Source organism: Temperatibacter marinus (assembly GCF_031598375.1).
Lineage (GTDB): Bacteria > Pseudomonadota > Alphaproteobacteria > Sphingomonadales > Kordiimonadaceae > Temperatibacter > Temperatibacter marinus.
On the sequence record NZ_CP123872.1, the window covers coordinates 902,393 to 926,904 of the forward strand.

Annotated in this window: 18 protein-coding genes; 9 read left to right on the plus strand and 9 right to left on the minus strand. The window is 43.2% G+C overall.

What is annotated here, in order from left to right; translation table 11 throughout:
* Positions 1-6 precede the first annotated feature (6 nt).
* Together QGN29_RS04105 and QGN29_RS04110 are read left to right on the plus strand one after the other, a co-directional pair.
* Positions 7-3,174 (plus strand): efflux RND transporter permease subunit, encoded by a 3,168-nt coding sequence (locus QGN29_RS04105; RefSeq protein ID WP_310799408.1) that lies wholly within the window; start codon positions 7-9, stop codon positions 3,172-3,174.
* A 97-nt stretch (positions 3,175-3,271) separates the two neighbouring features.
* Complete coding sequence (locus tag QGN29_RS04110) at positions 3,272-5,824, plus strand: zinc-dependent metalloprotease (protein WP_310799409.1); 2,553 nt, start codon at positions 3,272-3,274, stop codon at positions 5,822-5,824.
* Between the two features lie 55 nt (positions 5,825-5,879).
* Here the strand turns inward: QGN29_RS04110 and QGN29_RS04115 are convergent, their stop codons facing one another.
* Positions 5,880-7,640 carry an AMP-binding protein gene (locus QGN29_RS04115; RefSeq protein ID WP_310799410.1) on the minus strand — a complete coding sequence of 587 codons (1,761 nt, stop codon included), beginning with the start codon at positions 7,638-7,640 and terminating at the stop codon, positions 5,880-5,882.
* Between the two features lie 205 nt (positions 7,641-7,845).
* Here QGN29_RS04115 and QGN29_RS04120 point away from each other — a divergent pair, with 205 nt between their 5' ends.
* From QGN29_RS04120 to QGN29_RS04135, 4 genes are all read left to right on the plus strand, one after another.
* Positions 7,846-8,511, plus strand: a complete 666-nt coding sequence (locus tag QGN29_RS04120) for a glutathione S-transferase family protein (RefSeq protein WP_310799411.1) — start codon at positions 7,846-7,848, stop codon at positions 8,509-8,511.
* A 23-nt stretch (positions 8,512-8,534) separates the two neighbouring features.
* A complete protein-coding gene (locus tag QGN29_RS04125) occupies positions 8,535-9,401 on the plus strand; it encodes a bile acid:sodium symporter family protein (RefSeq protein ID WP_310799412.1) in 867 nt (288 codons plus the stop codon).
* Positions 9,402-9,433: 32 nt separating this feature from the next.
* Complete coding sequence (locus tag QGN29_RS04130; protein WP_310799413.1) at positions 9,434-10,414, plus strand: ornithine cyclodeaminase family protein; 981 nt, start codon at positions 9,434-9,436, stop codon at positions 10,412-10,414.
* A gap of 413 nt (positions 10,415-10,827) precedes the next feature.
* Positions 10,828-13,047 carry a TonB-dependent receptor gene (locus tag QGN29_RS04135; protein ID WP_310799414.1) on the plus strand — a complete coding sequence of 740 codons (2,220 nt, stop codon included), beginning with the start codon at positions 10,828-10,830 and terminating at the stop codon, positions 13,045-13,047.
* Between the two features lie 109 nt (positions 13,048-13,156).
* On the opposite strand, the gene QGN29_RS04140 is transcribed toward QGN29_RS04135, so the two are convergent.
* Positions 13,157-13,777 (minus strand): TetR/AcrR family transcriptional regulator, encoded by a 621-nt coding sequence (locus QGN29_RS04140; RefSeq protein ID WP_310799415.1) that lies wholly within the window; start codon positions 13,775-13,777, stop codon positions 13,157-13,159.
* A 440-nt stretch (positions 13,778-14,217) separates the two neighbouring features.
* Here QGN29_RS04140 and QGN29_RS04145 point away from each other — a divergent pair, with 440 nt between their 5' ends.
* Together QGN29_RS04145 and QGN29_RS04150 are read left to right on the plus strand one after the other, a co-directional pair.
* Positions 14,218-14,715: a PAS domain-containing protein gene (locus QGN29_RS04145; protein WP_310799416.1), complete on the plus strand. Its 498-nt coding sequence runs from the start codon at positions 14,218-14,220 to the stop codon at positions 14,713-14,715.
* 64 nt (positions 14,716-14,779) lie between these two features.
* Positions 14,780-15,538 carry a sulfite exporter TauE/SafE family protein gene (locus QGN29_RS04150; RefSeq protein WP_310799417.1) on the plus strand — a complete coding sequence of 253 codons (759 nt, stop codon included), beginning with the start codon at positions 14,780-14,782 and terminating at the stop codon, positions 15,536-15,538.
* Position 15,539: 1 nt separating this feature from the next.
* On the opposite strand, the gene QGN29_RS04155 is transcribed toward QGN29_RS04150, so the two are convergent.
* The 4 genes from QGN29_RS04155 to QGN29_RS04170 all read right to left on the minus strand — a co-directional run bounded on the left by QGN29_RS04155 (position 15,540) and on the right by QGN29_RS04170 (position 19,386).
* Positions 15,540-16,643 carry a THUMP domain-containing class I SAM-dependent RNA methyltransferase gene (locus QGN29_RS04155; RefSeq protein ID WP_310799418.1) on the minus strand — a complete coding sequence of 368 codons (1,104 nt, stop codon included), beginning with the start codon at positions 16,641-16,643 and terminating at the stop codon, positions 15,540-15,542.
* Between the two features lie 184 nt (positions 16,644-16,827).
* Entirely contained in the window at positions 16,828-17,832 is a 1,005-nt protein-coding gene (locus tag QGN29_RS04160; RefSeq protein ID WP_310799419.1) for a DUF1838 family protein, read from the minus strand.
* A 6-nt stretch (positions 17,833-17,838) separates the two neighbouring features.
* The gene (locus tag QGN29_RS04165; RefSeq protein WP_310799420.1) at positions 17,839-18,189 is read right to left on the minus strand and encodes a YigZ family protein; all 351 of its coding nucleotides are present in this window, start codon (positions 18,187-18,189) and stop codon (positions 17,839-17,841) included.
* Between the two features lie 3 nt (positions 18,190-18,192).
* Complete coding sequence (locus QGN29_RS04170) at positions 18,193-19,386, minus strand: M48 family metallopeptidase (RefSeq protein ID WP_310799421.1); 1,194 nt, start codon at positions 19,384-19,386, stop codon at positions 18,193-18,195.
* Positions 19,387-19,549: 163 nt separating this feature from the next.
* Between QGN29_RS04170 and QGN29_RS04175 the strand changes: the two genes are divergently transcribed.
* Complete coding sequence (locus QGN29_RS04175) at positions 19,550-20,806, plus strand: amidohydrolase family protein (protein ID WP_310799422.1); 1,257 nt, start codon at positions 19,550-19,552, stop codon at positions 20,804-20,806.
* 5 nt (positions 20,807-20,811) lie between these two features.
* Here the strand turns inward: QGN29_RS04175 and QGN29_RS04180 are convergent, their stop codons facing one another.
* The 3 genes from QGN29_RS04180 to QGN29_RS04190 form a co-directional block, all read right to left on the minus strand.
* Positions 20,812-21,780, minus strand: coding sequence for a Gfo/Idh/MocA family protein (locus QGN29_RS04180; RefSeq protein ID WP_310799423.1), 969 nt, complete (start codon positions 21,778-21,780; stop codon positions 20,812-20,814).
* Position 21,781: 1 nt separating this feature from the next.
* A complete protein-coding gene (locus tag QGN29_RS04185) occupies positions 21,782-23,347 on the minus strand; it encodes a sugar porter family MFS transporter (RefSeq protein WP_310799424.1) in 1,566 nt (521 codons plus the stop codon).
* Between the two features lie 149 nt (positions 23,348-23,496).
* Positions 23,497-24,504, minus strand: a complete 1,008-nt coding sequence (locus QGN29_RS04190) for a LacI family DNA-binding transcriptional regulator (protein WP_310799425.1) — start codon at positions 24,502-24,504, stop codon at positions 23,497-23,499.
* Between the last annotated feature and the right edge of the window lie 8 nt (positions 24,505-24,512).

Genomic DNA, 24,512 nt, shown 5'->3' on the forward strand with positions numbered 1-24,512 from the left:
CGATCCATGGACGCCCATTCCCACGCTAAAGAAACAGGCCTTATTGCTTGGTTTATTAAAAACCCAGTGGCCTCAACTCTTGTGACCATCGTCATTTTATTTGCAGGCTTTTTGTCGATGCAGGCCATTCGCTCTGAAGTCTTTCCTCAGATTAATCCGAATACTGTTACTGTCTCTGTAACCTATCCTGGAGCAACACCTGCTGAAGTCGAAGAGGGTATAACTCGGCGCGTAGAGGAAGCGGTATTAGGCTTGGACGGCATTGATCGTGTCCGGTCCACGGCATCAGAAAACTCAGGCAGCATCACAATCGAATTGGATGATTTTGCAGATCGCCGTAAAGCCAGAGATGATGTGGAATCAGCCGTCAATCAACTAGTGGCCTTTCCTCCTGAGAATGCCGAAAAGCCTGTTATCAAAATTCCAGAAGCCTCTTCTAATGCCACATCCCTTGTGGTGACAGGAGATGTGGACGCACTCACTCTGAGGCGTGCTGCTGAAAAAATTGAGCGTGATTTACTCACTGATCCAGACATTACTTTGGTAAGCCTAACCGGCGCGCGGGACTATGAAATTTCTATAGAAGTCAGTGAAGAAACACTTCGAGAATATGGCTTAAGTTTTAATGAAGTTGCTACTGCCGTAAAAAACGCTTCCATTGACTTAGCTGGCGGTGAAATCCTCTCCCAGGGGGGAAGCATCTTGCTGCGCGTCAATGAAAAAAGACAATCTGGACAGGCGTTTGAGTCGATTGTCGTGCGATCTGATGACCGTGGAAATGTCATTCGACTAGCGGATATAGCTACCATTGTAGACGGCCTTACCACGGATGAGTTAGTCAGTACATATAATGGACGTGCTGCTGTTTTTGTGGAAATCTCTCTTTCTAAAGCTGAGGATGTTCTTCAAGTCAAAGCTGCAGTGGATCGTTTTTTAGAGGACTATATCCCGCCGAGCGGCGTTGAAATCATGCAATTTAAAGACGAAACTCTCTTGCTGAAGGAACGCATTAATCTTCTTGTGCGCAATGCCCTCTTTGGGTTTGCTTTGGTTTTCGGCTTTCTTGTTCTCATGTTGGACTTGAAAATGGCTTATTGGGTCTGTGTCGGTATTGCCACAGCCTTTATGGGAGGCATTGTTCTTTTTGGGCTTGCCGGCGTAACCTTCACAATGGTGTCTATGTTTGGGATGATTATTGTTCTGGGGCTTGTGGTCGATGATGCTGTTGTCATTGGAGAAAATGTTGATGCACAACGCGCAAAAGGTCTCAGTGACACAGATGCTGCTATTGCCGGCGTAGGCGGTGTCAAAGGACCAGTGTTTGTTGGTGTTCTCACAACAATTGCTGCCTTTTCTCCCCTTCTAGCTACGGGGGGAACTTTCGGAGATATAGCACGATCTATTCCTATTGTGGTAATCAGTGTTTTAATTGTATCTCTGTTTGAAGCTTTCTTCATCTTGCCTTCACATCTGAGCCACTCTGGCTCTTGGTCGAAAGGCCCAATTAAATCGATTCAATCTAAGTTTTCAGGCTATATTGAACGCTTCAAAGAAACCGCTTTGAAACGATGGGTCATGAAAGCCGTTGACTATAGATATGCGACCTTTGGTATCTCGCTAGTCTTTTTTATATTTAGCATCATGCTAGTTGCAAATGGTGCGGTCAAATTCGTCTTTTTTCCTGAAATAGAAGGCAATAATATTTCTGGTTCCGTAGAAATGTATAAAGGCACGCCGTTCAGTAAAACATATAAAGCCATGCAAAAAATAGAAGCAGCGGCCTATAAGGTGGCTGAAACGGTTGAAAAGGAAAGAGGCGAAATCATTTTCAAATCTATTGCTATAACAGCAGGAGGGCGCACATCTTCTGGGGGAGGCCATGGACCTGCTTCTACAAAAACTTTTTCAACTGCCAGTCATCTTGGCCAAGTGCAAATCGAACTGATGCCTTTTGGGATCAGACAAATGTCTGCGAAAGAGATTGAACTTCTCTGGCGCGCAGAAATTGGGACCATTGCTGGTGCAGAAAAAGTTAAACTTGCAGCATCAGTTGCTGATTTTGGTAATGATATTGATTTTGAAATTTCTCATGTTGATCCTCTTAAGCTTGAACAGGCAGTCTCAAAAATCAGGAAAGAAATTGCTAAAATTGATGGTGCTTTTGAAATAGAGGACACGTATGATCTTGGCAAGAAACAGCTGGTCTTCAAATTGAACCAAAAAGGATTAGCAGCCGGTCTTAAAAACCGCGATTTGGCACAGCAGGTGCGTCAAGCCTATCTTGGTGAAGAAGTCCAACGCATTCAACGAGGCCGTGAAGAACTGAAGGTTTATGTGCGTTACCCAAATGAAGCCCGTCGTAATTCAACATCCCTTGCTGAATTTCGCGTTCGATTACCAGACGGAGAAAGTATTCCTCTCTTCGAAATTGCGGATGTTGAGGAAAGCCGCGCTTATGCCTCCATCACTAGAATTGATGGTAGGCAAGTCATTAATGTTCGCGCGAATGTGGATGATAATCTGACAACGCCCAATGAGGCCAATCGCATTATGCTCACCTCAATAATGCCAAAATTGACCCAAGAATTTCCTTCTCTAAAATGGGCTCAAGCTGGGTCTGCTCGTGAACAATCACAAGACCTTGAAAGCATCCTTGTGGCCTTTCAAATCGTCCTTGTGATTATCTATGCTCTTGTGGCATCCCAACTGCGTTCTTATATCCAACCTCTGGCAATCTTAATTTCTATTCCCTTAGGGATAGCAGGCGCGATTGTAGGTCATTATATCCTTGATGTTGCTCTTTCTTTCCCTTCAATTTTTGGAATTGTGGCCTTAGCTGGTGTTGCTGTGAATGCATCCGTTGTGCTCGTCGATTATTATAATCAACGCCGCAGAGAAGGAATGGAGCGCATTGAAGCGGCAGCGGTTTCTGCTATTCGTCGCTTTAGACCTGTGATGCTCACAACCTTGACCACAGCACTTGGGCTAGCGCCCCTCTTATTTGAAACCAGCCCTCAAGCGCAATTTCTACTGCCGATGGCTGTCAGTTTAGGCTTTGGCATCCTTATCTCTGGCTTTTTAGTCATTGTTGTAACTCCAGCCGTCTGTGTTATCATCGAAGATCTTCGATATTTGCTCGGAACAACTGACAAGCAAAAGCAGGGGAAGGTATAGTTATGTCTAAACTTAAGTTTACCATAAATAATTAGTCTGGTCAGCCTCATTGAATCGGACTAAGTTGTGCCCCAGAAGCCAACTGGGAGATAGTTTCATGAAAAATTTGGTCAAACTGGTTTGTACAGCCAGTCTATTGGTGCTTGCTGCGCCTTATGCTGAAGCGGATGTCGTCATTCAGGATAAACCGGAACCACAAAAACCTGCGCCTAAAAAGCCAGAGCCTAAGAAAGAAGTGCCTAAAAAAGAAAAAAAATCGGCTAAGAAGACCGACGGTAAAAAAGCCGCCGATAAAAAGACTGATAAAAAGAAGGCTAAAAAGAAAAAGCCGAAATTTAAAAAATATACGGATGTTATCACCAAGAAAGCGATCACAAAAAAAGGGGTGTTCACGACACACCACATCGATGCAAAGGTATATTTTGAAATCCCGAAAAAACAGTTTGGCCGTGAATTTGTCTGGCAGGTTAAAATTGCTGGCATTCAAACCAAAAAAGGTACAATTAGTACGGATAGTTCCCGTCAGTATATCTATTTTGAGCGCATCAAAGATGATCTCATTCTTCGCGCGAGAGACTATAGTGTCATCTCTAAAGACGGGGCGCCTGAAACATATGTTGTGAATGCCTCAGACCTTGATGCTATCCTTGCCAAGTTTAAAATCGTGACCTTTGGGGAGAATAAAACCCCAGTCATTGATGTTACATCCATCTTTATGGGGGGTGTTAAAGGCTTAGAAGGCATGCGCAACGGCAAGATGGATCGCAAATCTGCTGTCATCAAAAATGTCAAAGCTTTTGAGAGAAATATTGAAGCCCGTGTCCTTGGAAAATTTAGCCGCAGACCTGCGCGTCCAATTCCTGGATCCCGTCCGACACCGGCATCAGATGTAACAGCAGAAGTTCGTCATTCTATTTTCGCCTTACCTGATACTCTTATGAAACCGCGCTATTATAATCATCGTGTTGGCTATTTTGATGCCCAATATTCTGACTTTAGCGGTAAGAAGAATAAGGTTGAAACAAAGCGGTTTATCAAAAGATGGCGTCTCGTTAAAAAAGACCCCTCTGCTGAGCTATCAGAACCTGTGAAACCTATCGTCTGGTATATCGACCCTGGCACGCCAAAAAAATATGTGGAAGCCACAAAAGAGGGGATCGAATTTTGGCAGGTAGCTTTTGAACAAGCTGGCTTTAAAAATGCAATCGTTGCAAAAATGGCCCCAACAAAGGCAGAGGATCCTGACTGGGATCCCGAAGATGCGCGCTATGCGGTCGTACGCTGGGTTCCGTCTGACATTCCTAATGCTCAGGGGCCTCATGTCGCTGACCCCCGCACGGGAGAAATTATCGAAGCGGATGTCCGCATGTACCATAATGTGATTAAACTGATCGAAGAATGGTATTTTGCTCAAGCCGGCGCGACGGATCCACGTGCTAAAAAACTCCCTTTGCCGGATGATGTGATGTCTGACTTGGTTCGTTTTGTTGTCGCACATGAAGTGGGTCACTCAATTGGCCTTCATCATAATATGCTGGGATCCAATGCGTATACTATTGAACAGCTCCGAGATCCTTCCTTTGTTGCTAAAAATGGCGTGGCGTCTTCAATCATGGATTATGCCCGCTTTAACTATGTTATGCAGCCAGAAGATGGGACATCACCGATTGATTATGTTGCCGGTCCTTATGATAAATTTGCCATCGAGTGGGGATATACAGAGTTTCCTGGTGAGTTATCAGCTGAGGAAGAAATTTCTCACCTGAATAAAATTGCTGATCGTCAATTAACCAATAAAGCGCTGCGTTGGGATGCTTATTCAGCAGGGTCACGCTATGATCCTCGCATTCAAACCGAAGACATCTCAAATGATGCTATTGAAGCAACACGTCTGGGTCAGAAGAATCTGAGACGGATTATGGATACTCTTGTGAGTGCAGCCAGCTACGAAGACGGAATGACATATGACGAGGTCAAGGTCGCATACCGTGCTCTTGCTAGTCAGTATAACCGAGAACTCGGTCACGTCGCAAAACTTGTTGGTTCAGCTGTGTACCGCAATGAATTGGCTCAAGGACACAGTGATGCTGATGTCTATGCATCATACGATGTAACACGGCAGAAAAAAGCTCTCGAGTTCCTAGCGGATCATGCCTTCAAGCTTCCAAGTTTCTGGCAAAATAAAGACGTGCTGAAACGTGTTGGCTATGACACTTTAATGAGTACCGTCAGCAGATTTGGTACACGCCCTATCAATAGCATTCTATCAGCAGATCGGATTGATCGCCTCTTTAGCTTTAACGCAGCAGGTCTAGAGACATATCAGCCTGTAGAGATTTTTGCAGATATGAGCGATGCACTTTTTGAAGAATTGTCGGATAGAAAACCTGATGTGAGCCCTTACCGCCGTCTTATCCAAGCTGAAATGGTCAATACGTTGATCAAAGGCATGGATGTAAAGAGAACCCGCGGTGGATGGCGAAACCCATCGCGTCCTGTCAGTGAGGATTATCGTTCTTTATGTCGTGCTACGCTGGTTTCTCTACAAAAAGGCTTAGCCAAAGCAGCTGCAAAGAATAAAGGCTCTATGACCAGCATACATTTTGCCGGTCTTGCATCAAAAATTGAAGATGCCCTAGATACAGACTAGATCATATCAGATTTTAACTCTTGAAAAAGCCAGTCATAAGACTGGCTTTTTTGTTTTATGACTGTTGCTGAACATCTATTTCCAACTTATAGAGATCACAAAGCTCACGGCTCAAAGATTGACACACCTCTAGCTTCTCGGGATCATAAACAATCACAGCAAGATCAATCAGCCCTGCTTTCGTCAGGGACGATTTGAGTAAGACATACTCTATCAACCTCTTTTGTGTGAAATGTTTTTCGATCATAGTCATGGTCGCCATACGACGCAGTTCTGGCTTATAAATCTTGCCAACAGCAGTCTTTGGTAATTCCTCCAAAATGATAATCTCTTTCGGTAAAGCAGGCCTATCAGGAATTGTCTGCCTAGCAAAGGCCTTGATGCTTTCAAGGTCAGCTTCTGCCTCATCTGCAATTTCTATATAGGCAATCGGTAATTCACCTGCATAATGGTCCGGAATACCTACCGCGGCTGCCATGGCCACTGACGGGTGTTTTTCTAAACAGGCTTCAATCAGTACTGGATCAATATTGTGACCTGATCGAATGATCAAATCTTTGGCGCGACCTTTCAGATAAATATGGCCTTCCTCGTCATAACACCCTAGATCACCAGTTCTCAACCAACCATCCTCTTCAAAAGACTGATCTTCTTTACCAAGATACCCTTTGAAAAGATTAGGGCCCTTAAAGAAAATCTCCCCAATAGATCCAACAGGTTCTGTACCTTCGCCAATTCTAATCTTTGAGCCTGCAAGAGGTTTGCCTGCACTCCGGGGTATAGGGGCTTTTGTCACATCAGCTATGGCAAGCCCCCCACATGTCTCTGTCATACCGTATATTTCATAAACGGCCACACCAGTTTTATCATAAAGAGCAGAAGAAACAGCTTCTGGTACTACAGCCCCCCCAGTGAGAAAATATTCAAGAGACGAAATATCAGCATCTCCAACATCCACCTGACAGAGTGATCCAAGAGAGGTAGGAATAGCCACCAGCGTATTAATTTTATAGTGATCAATAATGTGCCAGAGGTTTTGTATGGTCTCCGGGTCTCTATAACCAAGAGGGTGCGGTGTAATAACATGACCCCCGACACCATAGGCGCATAAATTATTCAAAGTGGCACCGCCCACATGAAAGAGCGGCAGTCCATTCATTGTAGTTTTTTGATCCAAATTTGGTAAGCGATCGTGATACATATTTATTAAGGCAATATTTGACGCATGGGTTTGCTGAGCAATTTTTGGCAATCCGGTTGTCCCTCCCGTATGAAAATAAGCACATATATCGGACGGGGCTGGTCTTTCTTCTGCTGTCAACTCTGTGTCTACGCATTCTGAAACCAACTTATCATAGTGCCCATCAAGAGACGTTAATTCCTTACCAACAGACAAAAAGACAAGTTCTGGGTGTTCAGCTTTAAGAGCCGCAATTTTTTCATACATAGGGTCCTCTTCAGAGGACGCAAATACACAAACAATATCAGCCTTAGAGTGAGCTAACAGACCGGACAAAGCTTCCACACTTAACAGAGGATTGAGCGGTAAAATTATCCCGCTACTGGCGGCGCCCCACATGATAAATTGACTTTGAGGCAAAAGTGGCAACAATGTCGCAACGACTGGTTTTTTCTTCTCTGTCACACTTTTGAACAAATTCATCGTCTGGTTGATGACCTTAAAATATACCTGATAACTAATCTCATTTGGAAAGGCGCCTAAATATGCGGCTTTGTGATAGGTCATAGCTATCTTGTCGCCTTGCTGTGACGCTTGGTTCCTAAAGAGTTCATATAATGTTGTCGTCTGATTCATCTTACCCTCCTAACAATCAAAAAAGAGAAATCAACTCGGCTACCCCCACCTAAAGTACCCTCTTAATATATGAACATTTGTTCATATTCAATATAATTAATTTACAAAATCCCAATACACATGATTTAAGTTATTGTATGAATAGGGGTATTGTGTATATTTAAGGTGAATAATTTTCAGTATTTATAATAAAATGAGAGTAAAAATGGCTGACTATACATTATATCATTGCAAAAACAGTCGTTCCCAACGTGTTCTTTGGACTTTAGAAGAATTAGGCCTTGATTATACCCTCCATCAAATCCCTTTTCCTCCGCGACTACGTTACAAGGACTATCTTGACATCAACCCTCTTGGCACTGTCCCCGCCTTTTTCATTGGGGATACTCTTATGACTGAATCCAGTGCTATTGCGCATTATTTATGTGAAAAGCATAGCCCTACAACACTGGCGCCAACACATCAAAGCTCTGAGTATCCCGCATTTTTAGACTGGCTCTACCGGAGTGATACGACCTATACTTTCCCGATAGCTATTGCGCTGCGTTATACCTATATGGAGCCTGAGGGAAGACGCCTTCAACAGGCAAAAGATGATTACATTCAATGGTTTTTCTCAAGGCTAAAGCATGTGAATAGCCGCCTAGAGTCGCATAACTACCTTGTAGGTGACAGTTTCACAATTGCAGACATCTGCGTTAGTCTTGGATTAAGCTTGGGAGAACAAGCTCTTGGACTCGGTGAAACCTTCAAGCCCCAAACAAAAGACTGGCTTTCACGCATTAAAGACAGACCTGCTTATGAACGCTTAGTTGAAATAGATAAAAATGCACCTGACTTTTTATCGGATATCAATATAGTGAATTCATAAATAGCTAAAGCGAGACTACAGCCATGTCTGAAGCAAACATTTTATTCGTAAATACACAGCTTATCCCTTTTGGTCTAATGCTGATCATGCTTAGTCTTGGCATGTCCCTGACTGTTCAGGACTTTAAGAATATTGCCCTGTCCCCAAAAGCAGCATTCATTGGGCTGGCAGGCCAATTTTTCTTACTCCCGGCTCTTGCTTTTGCAATCTGCCTTCTGTTCCAATTGCCCCCGCCTTTAGCCACAGGTTTAATGATTTTGGCCGCATGCCCCGGCGGCATCACTTCAAATGCGCTGGTGTTTGCCGCACGGTCCGATGTCGCATTGTCTGTATCCATGACAACCATATCAAGTTTTGTAACCGTCTTTACGACACCGCTCCTTGCTAGTTTTGCCTTATGGTATTTTTATAATCAAGGTGCTGCACCTGACATGTCTTTTATAAAGACGATGAAAAAGATTTTTCTGCTCACAATCCTACCCGTGGTAACTGGAATGCTGATCAAACAACTTGCTGGCACTCTTGCTGATCGCCTTGTTGTATGGTTACGTCCTACCTCAATGATTATTTTAATATTGATCATTATTTATAGCACTTATGTTTCGAAGGATCGTGTCCTTTCCAATATTGAAACTGCAGGATTTGCAATTCTTATGATGAATGTTTTAGCTCTTGGGCTAGGTACTTTTATTGCCATTAAAGCACAGTTAGGACCAAAACAAATCACAACAATTGGTATCGAGATTGGGGTTCAAAACGCCACGATGGCCACTGTGCTAATTCTTGCAATTTTAGAGGATGTAAGTCTAGCGATCATGCCTACATTGTACGGGGTATGGATGCTGGTTAGTGCTTCAATTTATATCCGCTTAAGACAAAAGCATACCTAAAACGCCGATCAAAATATCAAAAGGATTTCCCGATGATCGTCATCAATGCCGAAACAATTTCTTCCTTGCTTCCTTCTCCAATTCAGCAATCTCTCATCCGAGACGCTTTTCTAATTGCAGGGGACACAGACAAACATATTAATCCTCTGCGTCATAAAATGATGCTCAAAGGTAATGAATCTCTTATGGGTATGATGCCAGGATGGTCTAGTGCTGGAAATCATTTTGGTATTAAACTTGTGAATATCTTTCCAGACAACCCACAGAAGGGTTTCTCCAGTCATATGGGAGCAATGCTGTTATTTGACGGCGAGACAGGCGTGGTCAATGCTCTATTAGATACAGCCCGCCTAACCGCAATCCGAACAGCCGCAGCGTCGGCATTTGCAACAGATCTTCTTGCCACTTCCTCTGTGTCAAAATTAGGAATTATTGGAACAGGAGAGCAAGCCCTGTCTCATATCCATGCACACATGCCCCTTCGAGATTTTGACGCAATCTATATTGCAGGCCGTTCTAAGAAAAAGGCGGAAGCCTTTATTAATACATTGCCAGAAGTTCTTAGGCGCCTTGCTGTAGCCGCAGAAAATGCCCAGGATCTCTGTGAGAAATCTGATGTCATTTGCACAGTAACATCCTCGCCTACTCCTGTTGTTAAAACTGACTGGCTCAAGGACGGGCAGCACATCAACATCGTAGGAGCCAGTGTGCCTTCTAAAATGGAAGTAGAAGCCTCTATCCTGAAACGCACTCACTATTATTCGGACTATGTGCCTTCCCTTATGGCCGAGGCCGGCGAAGTCAATCAGTATCAAAAAAAGTATGGTAACGCTGAAGCTCTTATAAAAGGCAGTATCAGTGATATTCTCCTAGGAATTCGTGAAGGGCGGCAAAACCCGTTGGATGTTACGGCCTTCCGAAGCCTGGGGTTCGCTGTTGAAGATTTAGTCTTTGCAGAGTATCTCTATAGGCAGTGCAGTGATCAGTCCCTTGGCATTGACATCCCTTTCTAACGACACCTGAATTTAGTCAACATCAATTTAGCAACAGTGATCTTGTTGTGCCCGGCTGGGCACGCAATTTTTCTGCCTGCGCAAATTTTGTCCAAAATAATATTAACCGCAAAATAATACCAATTTATAGGGATTGACCTCTCTTAGATCTTAATATATGAATATTTGTTCAGTTTGTATACTTTTTGTTAAGCATTTGACCCTATTTTATAGGTAAGTCATACAGGCATAAAATTTTTGTATTAATAAAATATTACAGATTATATATATAATAGTAGTATTTTGTTTCACAAAAATAGTAAAATGAGAATTATATTACGAATTAATCCGAAATATGGAAAATTCACAGTGTATCTTTCGTTTTTGTTCATATGATGATATAATGTTCATGTTCATGCAAAGGGAGTAGAGCCATGACGTACGAAACTAAGCACAAAGAGAATGACCACAAGGCCATTTTTCTTGCCAGCCTTTCATTATTAGTAATCAGCACGGTCCTACCGCACTCACAGGTTGTCGCTCAAGATGATGACGATGATTTCCTTTTGGAGGAAATTGTAATTACAGCGACGAAACGCGCCGAATCACAGCAAACAGTACCTATTGCTGTAAAAACAATGACTGCGAGCATGATTGAAAAATTTGGTGCCTCTGATTTGAAAAGCCTAGAGAACGCCAGCCCTAGCATGAATTTTGGGCGCGCAGAACGCAGTAATCGCGGCGAGATTACAATTCGCGGTGTAGGTGACTGGGCTAGAAATGCCGGTATGGATGCCCGTGCAGGTGTATATGTTGACGGCGTTTACATGGGTCGTGCCGCCGGGGCAAATCAAGCGCTCTTCGATGTTGAACGAGTCGAGATTTTACGGGGTCCACAAGGGACTTTATTTGGTAAAAACACTGTATCTGGAGCGATCAACATCACCACAACAAGACCTGTCTATGATGAAACAGTTGGTACCGTTGATGTTTCATATGGTAATTACGGAACTTTAGATGCCAAGGCACGATATTCAATGCCTCTATCAGACTCTGCAGCTCTCTCAATTACTGCGGCCTATAGAAATAGCGATGGGTATATCAAGAATAAATTCACCGATAGCACCATCAATGGGGATGATATTTTCTCTACCCGTGCGAAGGTTGCCTTCTCGCCAACGGAAAAGCTCGATATTGATCTATCCTTTGATTATACAACAGAAGACAAACCAGCTACTAACGCAGAAGCTCTCGGTTTTATTACCAATCCAACAGCAGTCTTTTTAGCCAGCGTTGTTGGGATTACTCGTCCGACAAATGAAGTGAACACACCTTATGTTGTCAATCACGATGCCGAAGAATTTGACAGAAGAGAATTATGGGGAAGCTCTCTTACAGCAAATTACACCTTTGACAATGATTATATTTTTACAATGATTGCTTCTTATAGAGATTCTGAAACGCAAGATTTGAATGAAGAGGATTACCTACCTGTTCATCTCGCGACATCAGGGTTTGCTGAAAACAATCAACAGACCACACTCGAGGCGCGCGTTGCATCGCCGAAAGAAGAAAAATATGACTTCGTTGCAGGTCTATATTATTTTAATAGTGATGTACAAGGCGCGGCGCGTGCAACTGTAAACTTTACACATTTAGGGGCTATTGATCATATTGCACTGGATACAGACGGCAATACCCAGTCTTATTCTGCCTTCTTCAACGGCAATTACCGCTTTACAGATCAGCTAGAGCTTAATCTCGGGGCCCGCTATACCTCGGAAGATAAAGCCCTTCTTTATTCAAGCTCAGACCCATTCGGCGCTTTCTTTGTGACAACGACCCGTGATGTAGAACGCAGCGAGAGTAATTTCTCTCCTCGTGTTGGTCTGAATTATTATGTGAATGATTCTATTATGGTGTACGGAAACTGGTCTGTCGCATATAAATCAGGGGGCTGGAATGCCGATTTCTTGAATGCTATCGCTATTCAAAAATTTGAGTTTTCAAAAGAAAAAGCAACCAATATTGAATTGGGTTTCAAGTCTGAACTGATGAATAAACGTATGCGGTTAAACATCGCTGCTTTCCAAACCAAATATGATGACTTCCAGGTCTTTCAGTTCCAACAATCTGAAGGATCAACAACTTTGATCTTTGATAACGCTGGAACAGTGACGTCAAAAGGGATTGAGACCGATATTACCTATGTGGCCACTGAAAACCTAACCCTCACAGCCAGCGTTGCACTTATCGATGCAAAATTTGATAGCTTTAGAGATGCTGGAGGAATTGGCGTTCACTATGACGGAAATAAGTTACCGTATGCCCCAGAGTTTAACTATTATTTAGCAGCTGATTATAGCTTTGAGCTCTTTGGTAATAGTGCAACCATCCATCTTGATTATGCACATAACGATGAAGCGTATGCAAATGCAGACAATACAGCAGCAAACTATATGCCAAGCTATGGTGTTGTGAACTACCGTGGATCCTATTTCCTAGAGGACTATGATATTGAGCTTTATGCCTTTGCCCAAAATCTATTGGACAAATCTTATATTCGGTCAAGAAATGTTAATTTCTTCGGCATTCCGCGCGCAGTATACGGAAAGCCAGCAACTTATGGGGTGGGTATAAAATTCAATTTCTAAGATAGTTTAGACTATTGTAATTTTAGCCTAGAAGAGAGAAGGGTCGCTGAGAGCGACCCTTCTTTTTTATTTTAATGATTGGTGATAAAGAATAAAAAGAACGAGCCTTTTAGAGCGGTTCCGCTTCCATATCAGTAATGATGGCGTTAAGACCCTCTCTTGTCATTCTCATGAAAGCATCTTCATACCCTTCGTCAAGGTGGCTAATATAGGTCAGGGCGGCCGATCCAACATGCTGTAAAAAAGAGGCATATTCAAACAGTTTCTCCAGGGGAATATGCGGGTAATGCTGAAGCATAAGTAAAGACAATGTATGATTATATTTCTTTCGGTGATCCATTTTTAAATCGAGAGTCTCAGGGAAGACGACATGGACATATTCAAGAGCCGCGAAAGGTAACTGCTCTCTATGACGATCCAATGTACGCTTCACTAAGTGATAAAATCGATCCTTAAAGTCCTTTTCATGATTTTCATTTACCAATTCAGTATTTACAATTTCTCTTAGGCTGCCTGTGTTTTTTTCGTACAGCTGCGTCAAAATCGCCTTCTTATTTGGGAAATACCGATAAACGGTGCCCACAGGAATGTTACCAGCCTCAGCTATCTTACGCGTCGTCAGGCTATTCATGCCATCCTTGATGATTAGATCTAGGGCGATTGATAGAATGCGATCAAAGGTTTCCTTGGCTCTTTTTTGGGTTGGTACTTTTCTGATTTCAATTGACATATCTTTTTTCCACTTGTAATCCATACACTATATCAGATGTAAATATGAAATCAATAAAATGAACATATGATCATTTAAATTTTTTATTTTTTCCTGTTATCTGTGCTCTCTGCCCCTTCATCCCAATCTAATAAATAGACTGTGAAAGACGACTATGGGTATAGTAAACTGATTCCTTACCCAATCAACTTAGGGATATGAATCTTCCTAACGCATGGATTGGTCTAGAGTCTTCCAAGATTTTGATTCGATTCAGAAGCGTCTCCCCAGAAAGAAATTCCACCCTAAGCTGCGATAGTGCAGTTTATAGGTGATTATATGTTCACTATTTATAGATAATGTGAAGCGTATTCATATTTATAATCATGGTTAATATATATTTAATATAATGACTATATGTTCACTTTATTAATTTGATTATTTATTGAGGGAGATTGCTCATGTTTGATAAAACAAATATATTTGAAGGTCTATATGGGAATCCTCGCATAATTTGCCCTTCAGAAGCGCCTTCGTCTTTTCAAAAAATTTACACTTACTTCAACAGGTATTTCGACAAGGACGTCCTCCCAAAAAGGAAGGATCTCAACCCTGCTGATCATAAAAAGCTCCTTCCCAAAATGACTCTTGTTAACATAAAATACACAGAGGATAGCCTTGACGACCACATCACCTATGCTGGGTCCGATGTTGATGACTTTTTTGGCTCTTACTCTTTTCAGAACATGTCAAATATCAAGGATTTAGATGTCTATTATCGGTATAAAGCGGTAGTCAGTCATTTACAAAAAACGAGACAGCCTCTCTTTGTAAAAGTTGAAAAGCTTACCCGGAAATACTATTTTTATTCGGCAACATTTGCTTTCTTACCATTCTCAGAAGACGGTGACTCTATCAGTCAAATTGTGTCTATTTTTCAAAAACAAGTAAAATCATAATATCTATTTCCAGGCCTTCCAGATTGGTCTATCTATCTATAGACACGAGGAACTGGATATTTGTATGGCCACTGCAAGTCTTATAGGACTTTTCTTTTTAACGGCACTTCTGTATGCCATGGTTGGGTTCGGTGGGGGCTCGACATATAATGCATTGCTCCTTCTTGACAACACCCCCTATGAAGCAATTCCTTTTATTGCGCTTTTATGCAACCTGCTTGTCGTTGGCGGGGGGGTGTGGCACTTCAGTAACCAGGGCCACCTCTCACTTTCACGCGGCCTTCCCTGGATCATATTCTCTGTGCCTTCAGCTTTCGTTGGGGGCCTAATTCCGCTTTCAGAAGATGTCTTTATTGGCTTTTTAGGCTTGGCCTTGCTGTTGTCTGGACTAAAAATGTTACTGCCTGAACTAAAAGCATCACATCAATCTGAAAGGCCTTATCGTCTCTATATTCCTCTCTTCACTGGATCTGGTCTAGGATTAGTGGCTGGGATTACGGGCATTGGCGGCGGTATATTCCTCGCCCCTATTCTTTACTTTCTTCGCTGGGGATCGCCAAAGCAAATTGCGGGGCTCTGCAGTCTATTTATCCTCGTAAATTCTCTGTCCGGTCTTGTTGGACAAGGTTTAAAATTACAAGCATACGAAAATTTACTGCCCCTCATAGAAACCTATTGGCTCTTATTTCCCACTGTTGTGATTGGAGGGCAAATTGGGTCCCGTCTAACCCTCTATAAAATCAAAGCTTCTTTTTTGCAAAAAATGACCGCTTTGCTGATCTTATATGTTGCGCTACGGCTTTTATGGCGTTTCACACACTAAGCTATACAAGCACTTCCGTCTGATACAGTTTTACAGACAACCCTCCGTGGGAAAAGGGTAAGGTTTTTGAAAAGGGCAATCCTGTTGCTTGAGCGAGTGAATCACTGCTCGTAATGAGCCCTATTCGCCATCCGACAAACTCTCTCGCTAAAGTACTCCCCATAGCCTTATAGAGTGCTCCTAAGCGCTTTATCTCACCCAAACGAACACCGTACGGTGGATTGATAATCACAAGCCCCTTTGCACCGCCTGGTGCTTTCAAGGCATTGATAGTTCCTTTTTCAAAAACTGTGCACTGTGCAACGCCCGCTCTTTCTGCATTCGCTCTCGACAATTCGATAGCGCCATCGTTGCGATCAAATCCGTAAAAGTGCGGCGTGTCATCATGAGGCTGTGACTGAGAGCGCAGAGAGTCCCAGGCGACAGGGTCAAAACTTAACAACTTTTCGAAAGCAAAAGTCCGCGAGCGGCCCGGCAGTAATCCTTGTGCAATTTCAGCAGCCTCAATGACAAATGTCCCTGACCCGCACATGGGATCTAAGACAGGTTCATCGCCTGTAAAACCACATTCCTTAATCAGAAGCGCCGCAATATTCTCGCGCATAGGCGCTTTATTGACCCCTTGCTTATGACCTCTCTTATGAAGGGAGTCGCCGCTTGTATCGATACTGATTGTGCATAAATCATCAAGTATTCGAGCTTTAATACAAATGTCTGCTTGAGGGTCTATCTCAATACCGACCCCTTTGATTGCATCTTCAATCCGCTGGGACGCTGCTTTGTGATGATATATACGAGACTTCTTACATGTGGCTTCAACACGGACGGGATGGCTTAAAGACAACAAAGCCCGCCAGTCTATTCGATTAGCTTGTTTGTCTAATTTTGCTAAATGGACCACTCGGAAACTGGCAATTCTCACCAGCACATGACTTGCGCCGCGTAACATCAAGTTAAAGCGCCATACATCTATCCACGTTCCAGTGACCGTCACACCCCCTGTAGAAGCGGCAGCATCAGAATAACCTAGTTCAATAGCTTCCTTCTCAAGAGATGCCTCGAGACCAGGAACGGTAACTAAAAATATTTCAAGAGTTTCTGTCATGCCTCATCCCTACAGAATTCGCTGAGAAAGGTCGAGAGAAATAGAGAGACCTATCTAAAAATCTATTCATAAGCGCATGCTGATCCCTTGGTTCATTCCCTTACCAGCGAGACCAAGATATTGAGGAGCGACCTGTGTCACGCTGCTCTACCTTTTTTGCGTTTAAACCTACTCAGGGCGAGATTTAAGAGCGACCACATCCCGTCGGCACAATAAATGAGGGTTGACGGCGTTTCTGATTAGGGGCAGTTTCATAATCCATATCCTGCGCATAGGCCTTCCATGTGTCTATCCGCTCCATACGGGGCTCCCAACTATCATCTGGAAAAGTCAGCTGTTCCGGGGCATGTTTTTCAAGATATGCAAATAATTTTTGTGGAATGTCACCATAATCCGTCAGTCCTTTATGGGAAAAACAACGGCCAAAAAGAACCCCGTCAGCAAAAGGGGTGCCGCCCATTCTCATAAAAGGCCACCACTGAGACACTCGAGTAAATCCCCCCGTCATACGGACAGTCGGAAGATCTCTATCTTCAAGTTCAGTTCGATTTACTTGCAAGGTAAAATGCTCTGAAGGGCTAATGATTTTCCCTGTAGATGCACGGGGCCAATATTCTGGATTAACAGGATTTTCATAACTATGGGTATAATCCCAGCTCACCATTAAATCATCGCCGTACTGCTGGAACGGCAGCGTAAAAGGTGTGGTATCGCTGGCATTAGGAAAGACTGTACCCTCATTGATTAATGTTGGTGATCCGCCCTTAGAATCCATCAAAAGCGTGGGCATGGAAGGTCCTATGCGGCCAATGAGACAATCGTTATAAAAGTGATAAACCTCGACCGTTTCTTCCGTATAGGGATTATACCAGTGTTCCAAAATATCACCGGTTTCAAGGTCTGTAAAATAGCCGGTTTCACGCGACTTTAACAGCAAATCGCCATTTTCGGCAACCTTTGCCTGCACCAAACCGGTCCCAGTGTACCCAAACAAAGGTTGCATCCTGGCAGTGCCAACGCGTCCATACATCAATCCGTGAAAGGCACCAATAACTGGCTGCTCATAGCCTGCCCATATTTTTCCAAATGCATAGAGATTGTCATAGGGATCACCGTAGTTAAAGCCCGTTTCAGATGGCTGCATCGCCCCACCGCCAAGAAGAGTATTCACATAAAGCGACTGAGTCATTTTTTCCTATATCCCATGGTCCATGTAATAATTGACGGCTGTTTGAATATGCCTGAAGCGATCCCCTCCTAGATGTTTACCGCCGTACCACCGCGTGACAATAATTAAATGATCTTTCAACTTTTCTCGTTCAAGCATCCGTACAATCACCATACCTGCTCCTGTTTCACCGTCATCATTTTTTACAGGACCTTCTTGACCAACAAAAGCCCAACTGTGATGAGTGGCTTTGGCAAATTTCTTTTTTCTGCACAATTGTTTAATCAGCTTTTTTGCTTCCTCTACAGATGTACAGGGATTGCCAGAAACTGCGTATTTCGACCCCCGATCTGAGACAACCCCCTCAAAAATCTGCATTATTCACTCTTTATTCTTTCTCAAAGCGCTTTCTTTCTTTGCCTTCCAGCGCATTGCATTCAAGATACGTTTCTCAACGGTTGGATGACTGAAGAATAGAAATTCTTGTAAGTCCCCTGCCTTAGGATCTCTGTATTCAGCAGTTTTCAAAAGTGCACTGGCTAGACCGTCTGGCAGCCCAACTGTTTCAAGAGAATAGACATCAGCATCCAGTTCACCTATGCGGGTGACCCCATTCATGACAGGTTGGCCAATAACGCTGAAGAGAGAGACAATGAAAATGAGAACCGGCAAACCTGACGGCGATGACAACTGGGCAGTGGACCCAAATTGACGAGCAAAAAATGAAAAACTCCTGTCTGCAAGAAAAAATCCTGCCATCATTAAACCCGCTATAACGGCAATAATTCGCCATATATGGCCACTAACAAAATGACCTGCCTCATGTCCTGTCACGGCGAGAACTTCATCTAATGAAGCTTTATCAAGAGCGACATCAGAAATTGCGATACGGGCTGATCCACCAATTCCTGCCACATTCGCGGTAAAGTTTTCTGATTGCCGAGAACCATCATAGACAAAGATTTTATCTTTTGGAATGCCTGCTTTATCAGCAATTTTTTCAATCTCAGTACGCACCTCGCCTTCTGGTAAAGGTTTATATTCGTTAAATAGAGGACTGATATAAACAGGGCCGACCACCATCATGATCGCGATAAAAGCCGCAGCCAACCCACCACTCCAAAGCCACCAAGCGCGACCGGTTTTTCTAATCAGGCCGTATAGAAAAACAAAAAATAAAGAAGTTATCAGCGCTGTCAGAATCGTCGATGTAAAATTTTGAATCAAAAAATCACTGAGCGGCTGACTGGTCCGACCATAGCTGCTCTCGCGAAACCAACTTTCATAAATTGTGAAAGGAAGACTGAGGAGGGCTGATACGCCTGTATAGACAACCCCTATGCAATAAATACCTAAGGCAGAGGAGGCGCCAAACTTCTTTTCGAGTTGATCAAGCCACCCAAGACGCACGATCCCCCAAGTTACAAAGGCAGAAACCACCAGCCCTGCAAACAAAAGCCAGTGGCTCCCACTGGAATAGGCAGCCGCTTTTTCCAAAGCCTCAATACCCAAGCTGTCTATATAAGCTTGCGTTGTTTTCTCGGGATCCAGTCCTGATCCTATTTTTGTAATCATATCTAAGTCCTCTAATGGAATGCACTCTTTACACCACTGACCTTCAAAGAGTTAATCACACTAAAAACAATCTGTTAAGTATGAATATCGTGAATCCTTATTATAACTGTTGATTTAAAGCCATTCCCAACACATAGTATCCTAAGGAAAAGGGAGATAATTCATGCACAAAATGATCACTAGTTTCTTGATGATCCTCACATTGAGCTTATCAAGTATGGCCGATGAAGGTAAAAAAGAGCAGAAAAAAGAAGAGAAGAAAAAGCACTATACAATTCTTCATACAAAAACACTATTGGCGGTGCCTGGAGAGGATCCTGTACAAGATCAGTCTATTATCATTCACAAAGGAAAGATTGTGGATGTTGTCAGCGGTGCCGTAACAACAGTAAATGAGGACAAAGCAACGGTAAAAATAATCAATCTAGGGGATAATTTTGTCATGCCTGGCTTGATTGATGTTCATGTCCATATCAGTGGTAGAAAAGGCGATAAGGTTGCTAAGGCTCTCGATGCTGCAGCCAATGCGAAGAAAACAATTGCTGCAGGGTTTACAACGATCCGGGAAATCGGCCTTCGAGATTGGTCAACACTTAAAGTCTTTGAGAAAATCAAAAAAGGTCACCTTGATGGGCCTCGCATCATTTATGCAGGCAAAATTATCGGTGTGGGGCCAAACGGATGTAACGGGGTTGAAAGCTGCCGTAAGATGACTCGCGAAAATATACAAAAAGGCGCAAAATGGATTAAAATCTATTCCTCTTGCTCAGGGTTTTACACATGTTCTGAAGAAGATTACCCCACTGTCTTCTTTGATGATGAAATCAAAGCCATCGTTGAAACGGCAAAGAAATATCGTATTCCTGTTGCCGCTCATTCGCATCCAACAGCCAGCGCTCACTATGTCTTAGACCGCGGTGTGAAATCTATCGAACATGGTACATTTCTTGACGAAAAAGCAATGCGGCGTATGAAAAAAGAAAAGGTTTTCTATGTCCCAACTGTTGCTGTTCAAGACTTCCTAGAAAAAAGTAAGAAGAAGAAGACTTTTGATAAGGAAAAGCAAACGCATATCGACAAAATGATGGGAGAGGCTATTAATTCTCGTATCGAAAAAGCCCACGCAATGGGCGTTTTGATCGCCACTGGCAGTGACGCAGGTGTGGTGCCTAACGGGAAAAATTACCGCGAAATAGAACGACTTTCAGAAATTGACGGCATTTCCAATGCAGAGGCTCTTCAGATGGCCACTGTGAACGGCGCTGCCCTGCTTGGTAAAAGTAAAAGTTTAGGCACCATCGAGAAGGATAAATTAGCGGATATTATTGTCATTGATGGCAACCCGCTTAACACTATAAAAGACATTCGAAATGTTAAATTTGTTATGATTAATGGGAAAGTGCTCATTAATAACTTATAATAAAGTTACCAACTTTTGCGGATCATCTCCATATGGTCCGCAAAAGCCTGAGAGGCTTTTAGAGGGACCACCCGAGATTCTAGCCTCCCTTTCAACAAATCTTGACACATCGCCTCTGTCTCGAATGAAAGCCCAATGCTTTTTCTGTGATCACAGAATGTCTCAAGACAATCATCAAGCTCATAATAAGCACACTGAGATGCCCGGAAAAAATCTGGAATTTCAATATGTCCTTTGGTCCCTATGATGACGCCCATGTTTTTCAAGCGCGCGCGAAAAGACGTACCAAGCGTCGCCGTCATCTTCTGATCATATTCAAAGATCGTCGTGATGTCATCGTCTATACCATTGGGTGCAAAGCGGGCTGAAGTCATCAGCCTCTTGGGTGTGCGGCCACCGGAAAATAAATAAGCAAAGGCCACGGGATAGATCCCCATATCAAGCAAAGCCCCCCCCGCAAGATCAGGATTATAGGTCCGCGACTTTGGATCATATATTTGAGGATAGCCAAAGTCTCCCTTGATGGCCACAACATCACCAATGCGGCCTGAATCTACCCACTCTTTCGCCTTTTGAATAGCTGGTAAAAAATAGGTCCACATGGCTTCCATGAGATAGACGCCCGTTTCTTTTTGTATGGCTATGAGCTTACTGGTTTCTTCCGCTGTGACAGTCAGGGGTTTTTCACAAAGAACCGCTTTTCCAGCCTTCATTGCAGCGCGTGCCGCCCCGAAATGATGAGGATGAGGTGTGCCAATATAAACAGCATCCAACTCAGGATCCCTAAGCATCTGATCCAAGTCTGTGTGCACATGAGATATGCCGTATTGAGCAGCAAAACTATGAGCGTTTTCTTTTTTCCGTGAAATGACGGAATGTAGCTTAGCATTAGGGACAAAAGCACAATCCTTTGCAAAGCTTGTACTGATAATGCCTGTGCCAATGACACCCCAATTAATGACCGTTTTTTTCATCTTACGACCTATTATTAACGAGCGCGTCCTCAAGTTCTTCGAGAGACTTACCTTTTGTTTCCGGTAAATATTTAATCACTAAAAGAAGGCCTAAAATAGCAAAAGCCCCATAAACGGAAAACATGGTTGCTGCCCCAAAAGTACTCAATCCTTTTGGAAAAAGGAATTGCACAAGAAAGCTGGTCCCACTATTGAATACACCAGTGAAGGCCATGGCCACAGCACGCAAATTATTCGGGAAAATCTCTGAAAGCATGACCCACATGACAGGCCCAAGAGAGATGGCAAAGGAGGCCACAAATCCAAGAATACCAATGAGAACAAGCTGTGCATTAATCGTGATTGCTCTGTTCATGATATCAGATTCTGTCGACCGCATCTTATCATCCCCAATGACAGCAATAACCGCCTCTTTAAAAGTCACATCACTGTCGAATTTTTTCCCAGTTAATGTATAAATCGCAGGTATTTGATGACGATCCGATAGTGCTAGTACATCTTCTTGCTCTAGGGTAAATGTCGCTTTTGAGAAGCCATAGGCCGTGGTCAACAAACTGATCATCACACCAGCCAACCCGATAACCATCAAGGGTTTGCGTCCCAGTCGATCAATCAAAAGCATAGCAATGACAGTGAAAACCACATTAATGAGGCCCACATATACCGCTTGAATAAAAGCAGCATCTGTCCCCACACCCGACTGTTCAAAAATTGTCGGGGCATAGAAAAAGACCGCATTAATCCCTGTTGCCTGTTGCACAACCGCCAACAAAACACCAATGAGTAAAATGAACCGCATTTTCGAAGCAAATAGGCCTTTTAAGTTATCCTTGAGGCTTTCTTGCGTATCTTGTAAATTGTCAACAATTCGTTGGTAGGAAGTCTCGATACGGGCTGGATCTACGATTTTGTGCAACACAGATTTTGCTTGCTGTTCACGCCCTTTTTTCACAAGCCAGCGGGGACTTTCAGGGATCAAAAACAGCAACAGAAACCAGAGCGCCGCAGGGATAGATTCGATGAAAAGCATTACCCGCCAGGTATGACTATCAATATAGAGAGCTGAGGCCCAAGCCTCACCAGAATCTGCTGCATTCAATAGGAAATAGTTCACAAAATAAGCTGCTGATAGCCCCACAACGATATTGAGTTGATTAACGGATACCATCAACCCCCGCTTATCAGAGGGCGACGTTTCAGCGATAAAAACAGGCGCAAGCATCAGAGATCCAAACGCATACCCCCCAATCATCCTAGCAATCACAAGATTGATATAGTCAGGGGCAAATGCTGAATAAATTGCAGAGAGGAGATAGAGAAAGGCTAACATCATCAAGATGTTTTTTCGACCAAAACGATCCGCGAGAGGTGTGACGGTTAATGCTGCCAGTGTCGCTGTGAAAGTAGGGGCAGAAACAACTAATCCCAGTTGATAATCATTCAGTGCAAACTCTTGTTTAACGAAGCCAACAACACCTGCAATCACTGATGCGTCATACCCAAATACGAATCCACCCAGCGATACAAAAATCGCATAGAGTAAGGCTGTACGTGCCCAAGTTGTCATAATCCCTCTTCCCTCTATTTTCTTCTTCAATTGGTTACCCAAGAAGAATTTTCACTGAAGTTACACTCCAAAAATTCCTAGTATATATACTATGTAAACGCTTACATAACTCTTCGCAACTCTTTTCCATTTTCCATCATACCCTCGCATCAATGCTTTTTTACAGACTGCCTGACAACCAATTGATGGGGAACCACATTCATTTTTTGAACATCCGGTTGACCATCAATCAATGCTTTTAACGTCCTAAAAGATTGTCGACCAATTTCTGCTTTTGGCTGATAGATTGTTGTCAGCGGAGGATCACAAATTTCAGCATAGCGGTTGTCATCAAATCCCATAACAGAAATATCTTCTGGTACTTTTAATCCATGTGCCTTTATGGTTGAAATTGCCGCTAAAGCCATTTCATCATTCGCACAGAAAATAGCCGTGGGAGGCTCGGCTAATGAAAGCAAGTCTTGGGTTGCTTTTCTTGCTCCCTCAATGGTCATGTCCCCAGAGACAACATAGTTTTCGCAATGAGGCAATCCAGCCTTTTCAAGTGCCTGTTGGTAACCGGTCTCTCGATCAGCAGTGAGTAAAGACACGGGCGATCCACTCATAAATGAGATTTTAGAATGCCCTTGAGAGATTAGGAAAGCCGTGGCTTCTTCAGCGGCTGCCTTGTTATCAATATGCACACTCGGAAAGTCAAATTGATCTATAGACACTGCTTCACAGCCAACCACCACAGGCAGGGTTGAAGGGTGCTGTGGATCATCTTTAAAAGGCGGGGTCGTTGCCAGCAAAATCATACCATCGACTTGCTTACTAATCATCATAGCTAATAATTCATCGTCTCGCATTAAATCAAGCTGAGCTTCAGTAATCATGACTGTATAGCCCGATTCTTTTGCCGCTTGTTGCAAGCCCTGCATGATATTTGTGAAAAAGGGATCCCCTACTGATTGTAGAACAACCATTATGATATTGGTTTTTCCACGGCGGAAACTTTGAGCCAGTGTATTTGGAGTATATCCTGTTTCCAGAATTGCTGACTTAACTTTTTGACGTGTTTTAGGGCGTACAACATCTGGATCATTCAAATAGCGTGAAATCGTGGCTATGGACACGCCAGCAACCCTTGCAACTTCTTTGATCGAAACTGATGTCATTTCTTACT

What these genes read in the sequence shown, in the direction of transcription:
- QGN29_RS04105 (WP_310799408.1), top strand. Translation starts at nt 7, where the DNA reads ATGGACGCCCATTCCCACGCTAAAGAAACAGGCCTTATTGCTTGGTTT.
- QGN29_RS04110 (WP_310799409.1), top strand. Translation starts at nt 3,272, where the DNA reads ATGAAAAATTTGGTCAAACTGGTTTGTACAGCCAGTCTATTGGTGCTT.
- QGN29_RS04115 (WP_310799410.1), bottom strand. Translation starts at nt 7,640, where the DNA reads ATGAATCAGACGACAACATTATATGAACTCTTTAGGAACCAAGCGTCA.
- QGN29_RS04120 (WP_310799411.1), top strand. Translation starts at nt 7,846, where the DNA reads ATGGCTGACTATACATTATATCATTGCAAAAACAGTCGTTCCCAACGT.
- QGN29_RS04125 (WP_310799412.1), top strand. Translation starts at nt 8,535, where the DNA reads ATGTCTGAAGCAAACATTTTATTCGTAAATACACAGCTTATCCCTTTT.
- QGN29_RS04130 (WP_310799413.1), top strand. Translation starts at nt 9,434, where the DNA reads ATGATCGTCATCAATGCCGAAACAATTTCTTCCTTGCTTCCTTCTCCA.
- QGN29_RS04135 (WP_310799414.1), top strand. Translation starts at nt 10,828, where the DNA reads ATGACGTACGAAACTAAGCACAAAGAGAATGACCACAAGGCCATTTTT.
- QGN29_RS04140 (WP_310799415.1), bottom strand. Translation starts at nt 13,777, where the DNA reads ATGTCAATTGAAATCAGAAAAGTACCAACCCAAAAAAGAGCCAAGGAA.
- QGN29_RS04145 (WP_310799416.1), top strand. Translation starts at nt 14,218, where the DNA reads ATGTTTGATAAAACAAATATATTTGAAGGTCTATATGGGAATCCTCGC.
- QGN29_RS04150 (WP_310799417.1), top strand. Translation starts at nt 14,780, where the DNA reads ATGGCCACTGCAAGTCTTATAGGACTTTTCTTTTTAACGGCACTTCTG.
- QGN29_RS04155 (WP_310799418.1), bottom strand. Translation starts at nt 16,643, where the DNA reads ATGACAGAAACTCTTGAAATATTTTTAGTTACCGTTCCTGGTCTCGAG.
- QGN29_RS04160 (WP_310799419.1), bottom strand. Translation starts at nt 17,832, where the DNA reads ATGACTCAGTCGCTTTATGTGAATACTCTTCTTGGCGGTGGGGCGATG.
- QGN29_RS04165 (WP_310799420.1), bottom strand. Translation starts at nt 18,189, where the DNA reads ATGCAGATTTTTGAGGGGGTTGTCTCAGATCGGGGGTCGAAATACGCA.
- QGN29_RS04170 (WP_310799421.1), bottom strand. Translation starts at nt 19,386, where the DNA reads ATGATTACAAAAATAGGATCAGGACTGGATCCCGAGAAAACAACGCAA.
- QGN29_RS04175 (WP_310799422.1), top strand. Translation starts at nt 19,550, where the DNA reads ATGCACAAAATGATCACTAGTTTCTTGATGATCCTCACATTGAGCTTA.
- QGN29_RS04180 (WP_310799423.1), bottom strand. Translation starts at nt 21,780, where the DNA reads ATGAAAAAAACGGTCATTAATTGGGGTGTCATTGGCACAGGCATTATC.
- QGN29_RS04185 (WP_310799424.1), bottom strand. Translation starts at nt 23,347, where the DNA reads ATGACAACTTGGGCACGTACAGCCTTACTCTATGCGATTTTTGTATCG.
- QGN29_RS04190 (WP_310799425.1), bottom strand. Translation starts at nt 24,504, where the DNA reads ATGACATCAGTTTCGATCAAAGAAGTTGCAAGGGTTGCTGGCGTGTCC.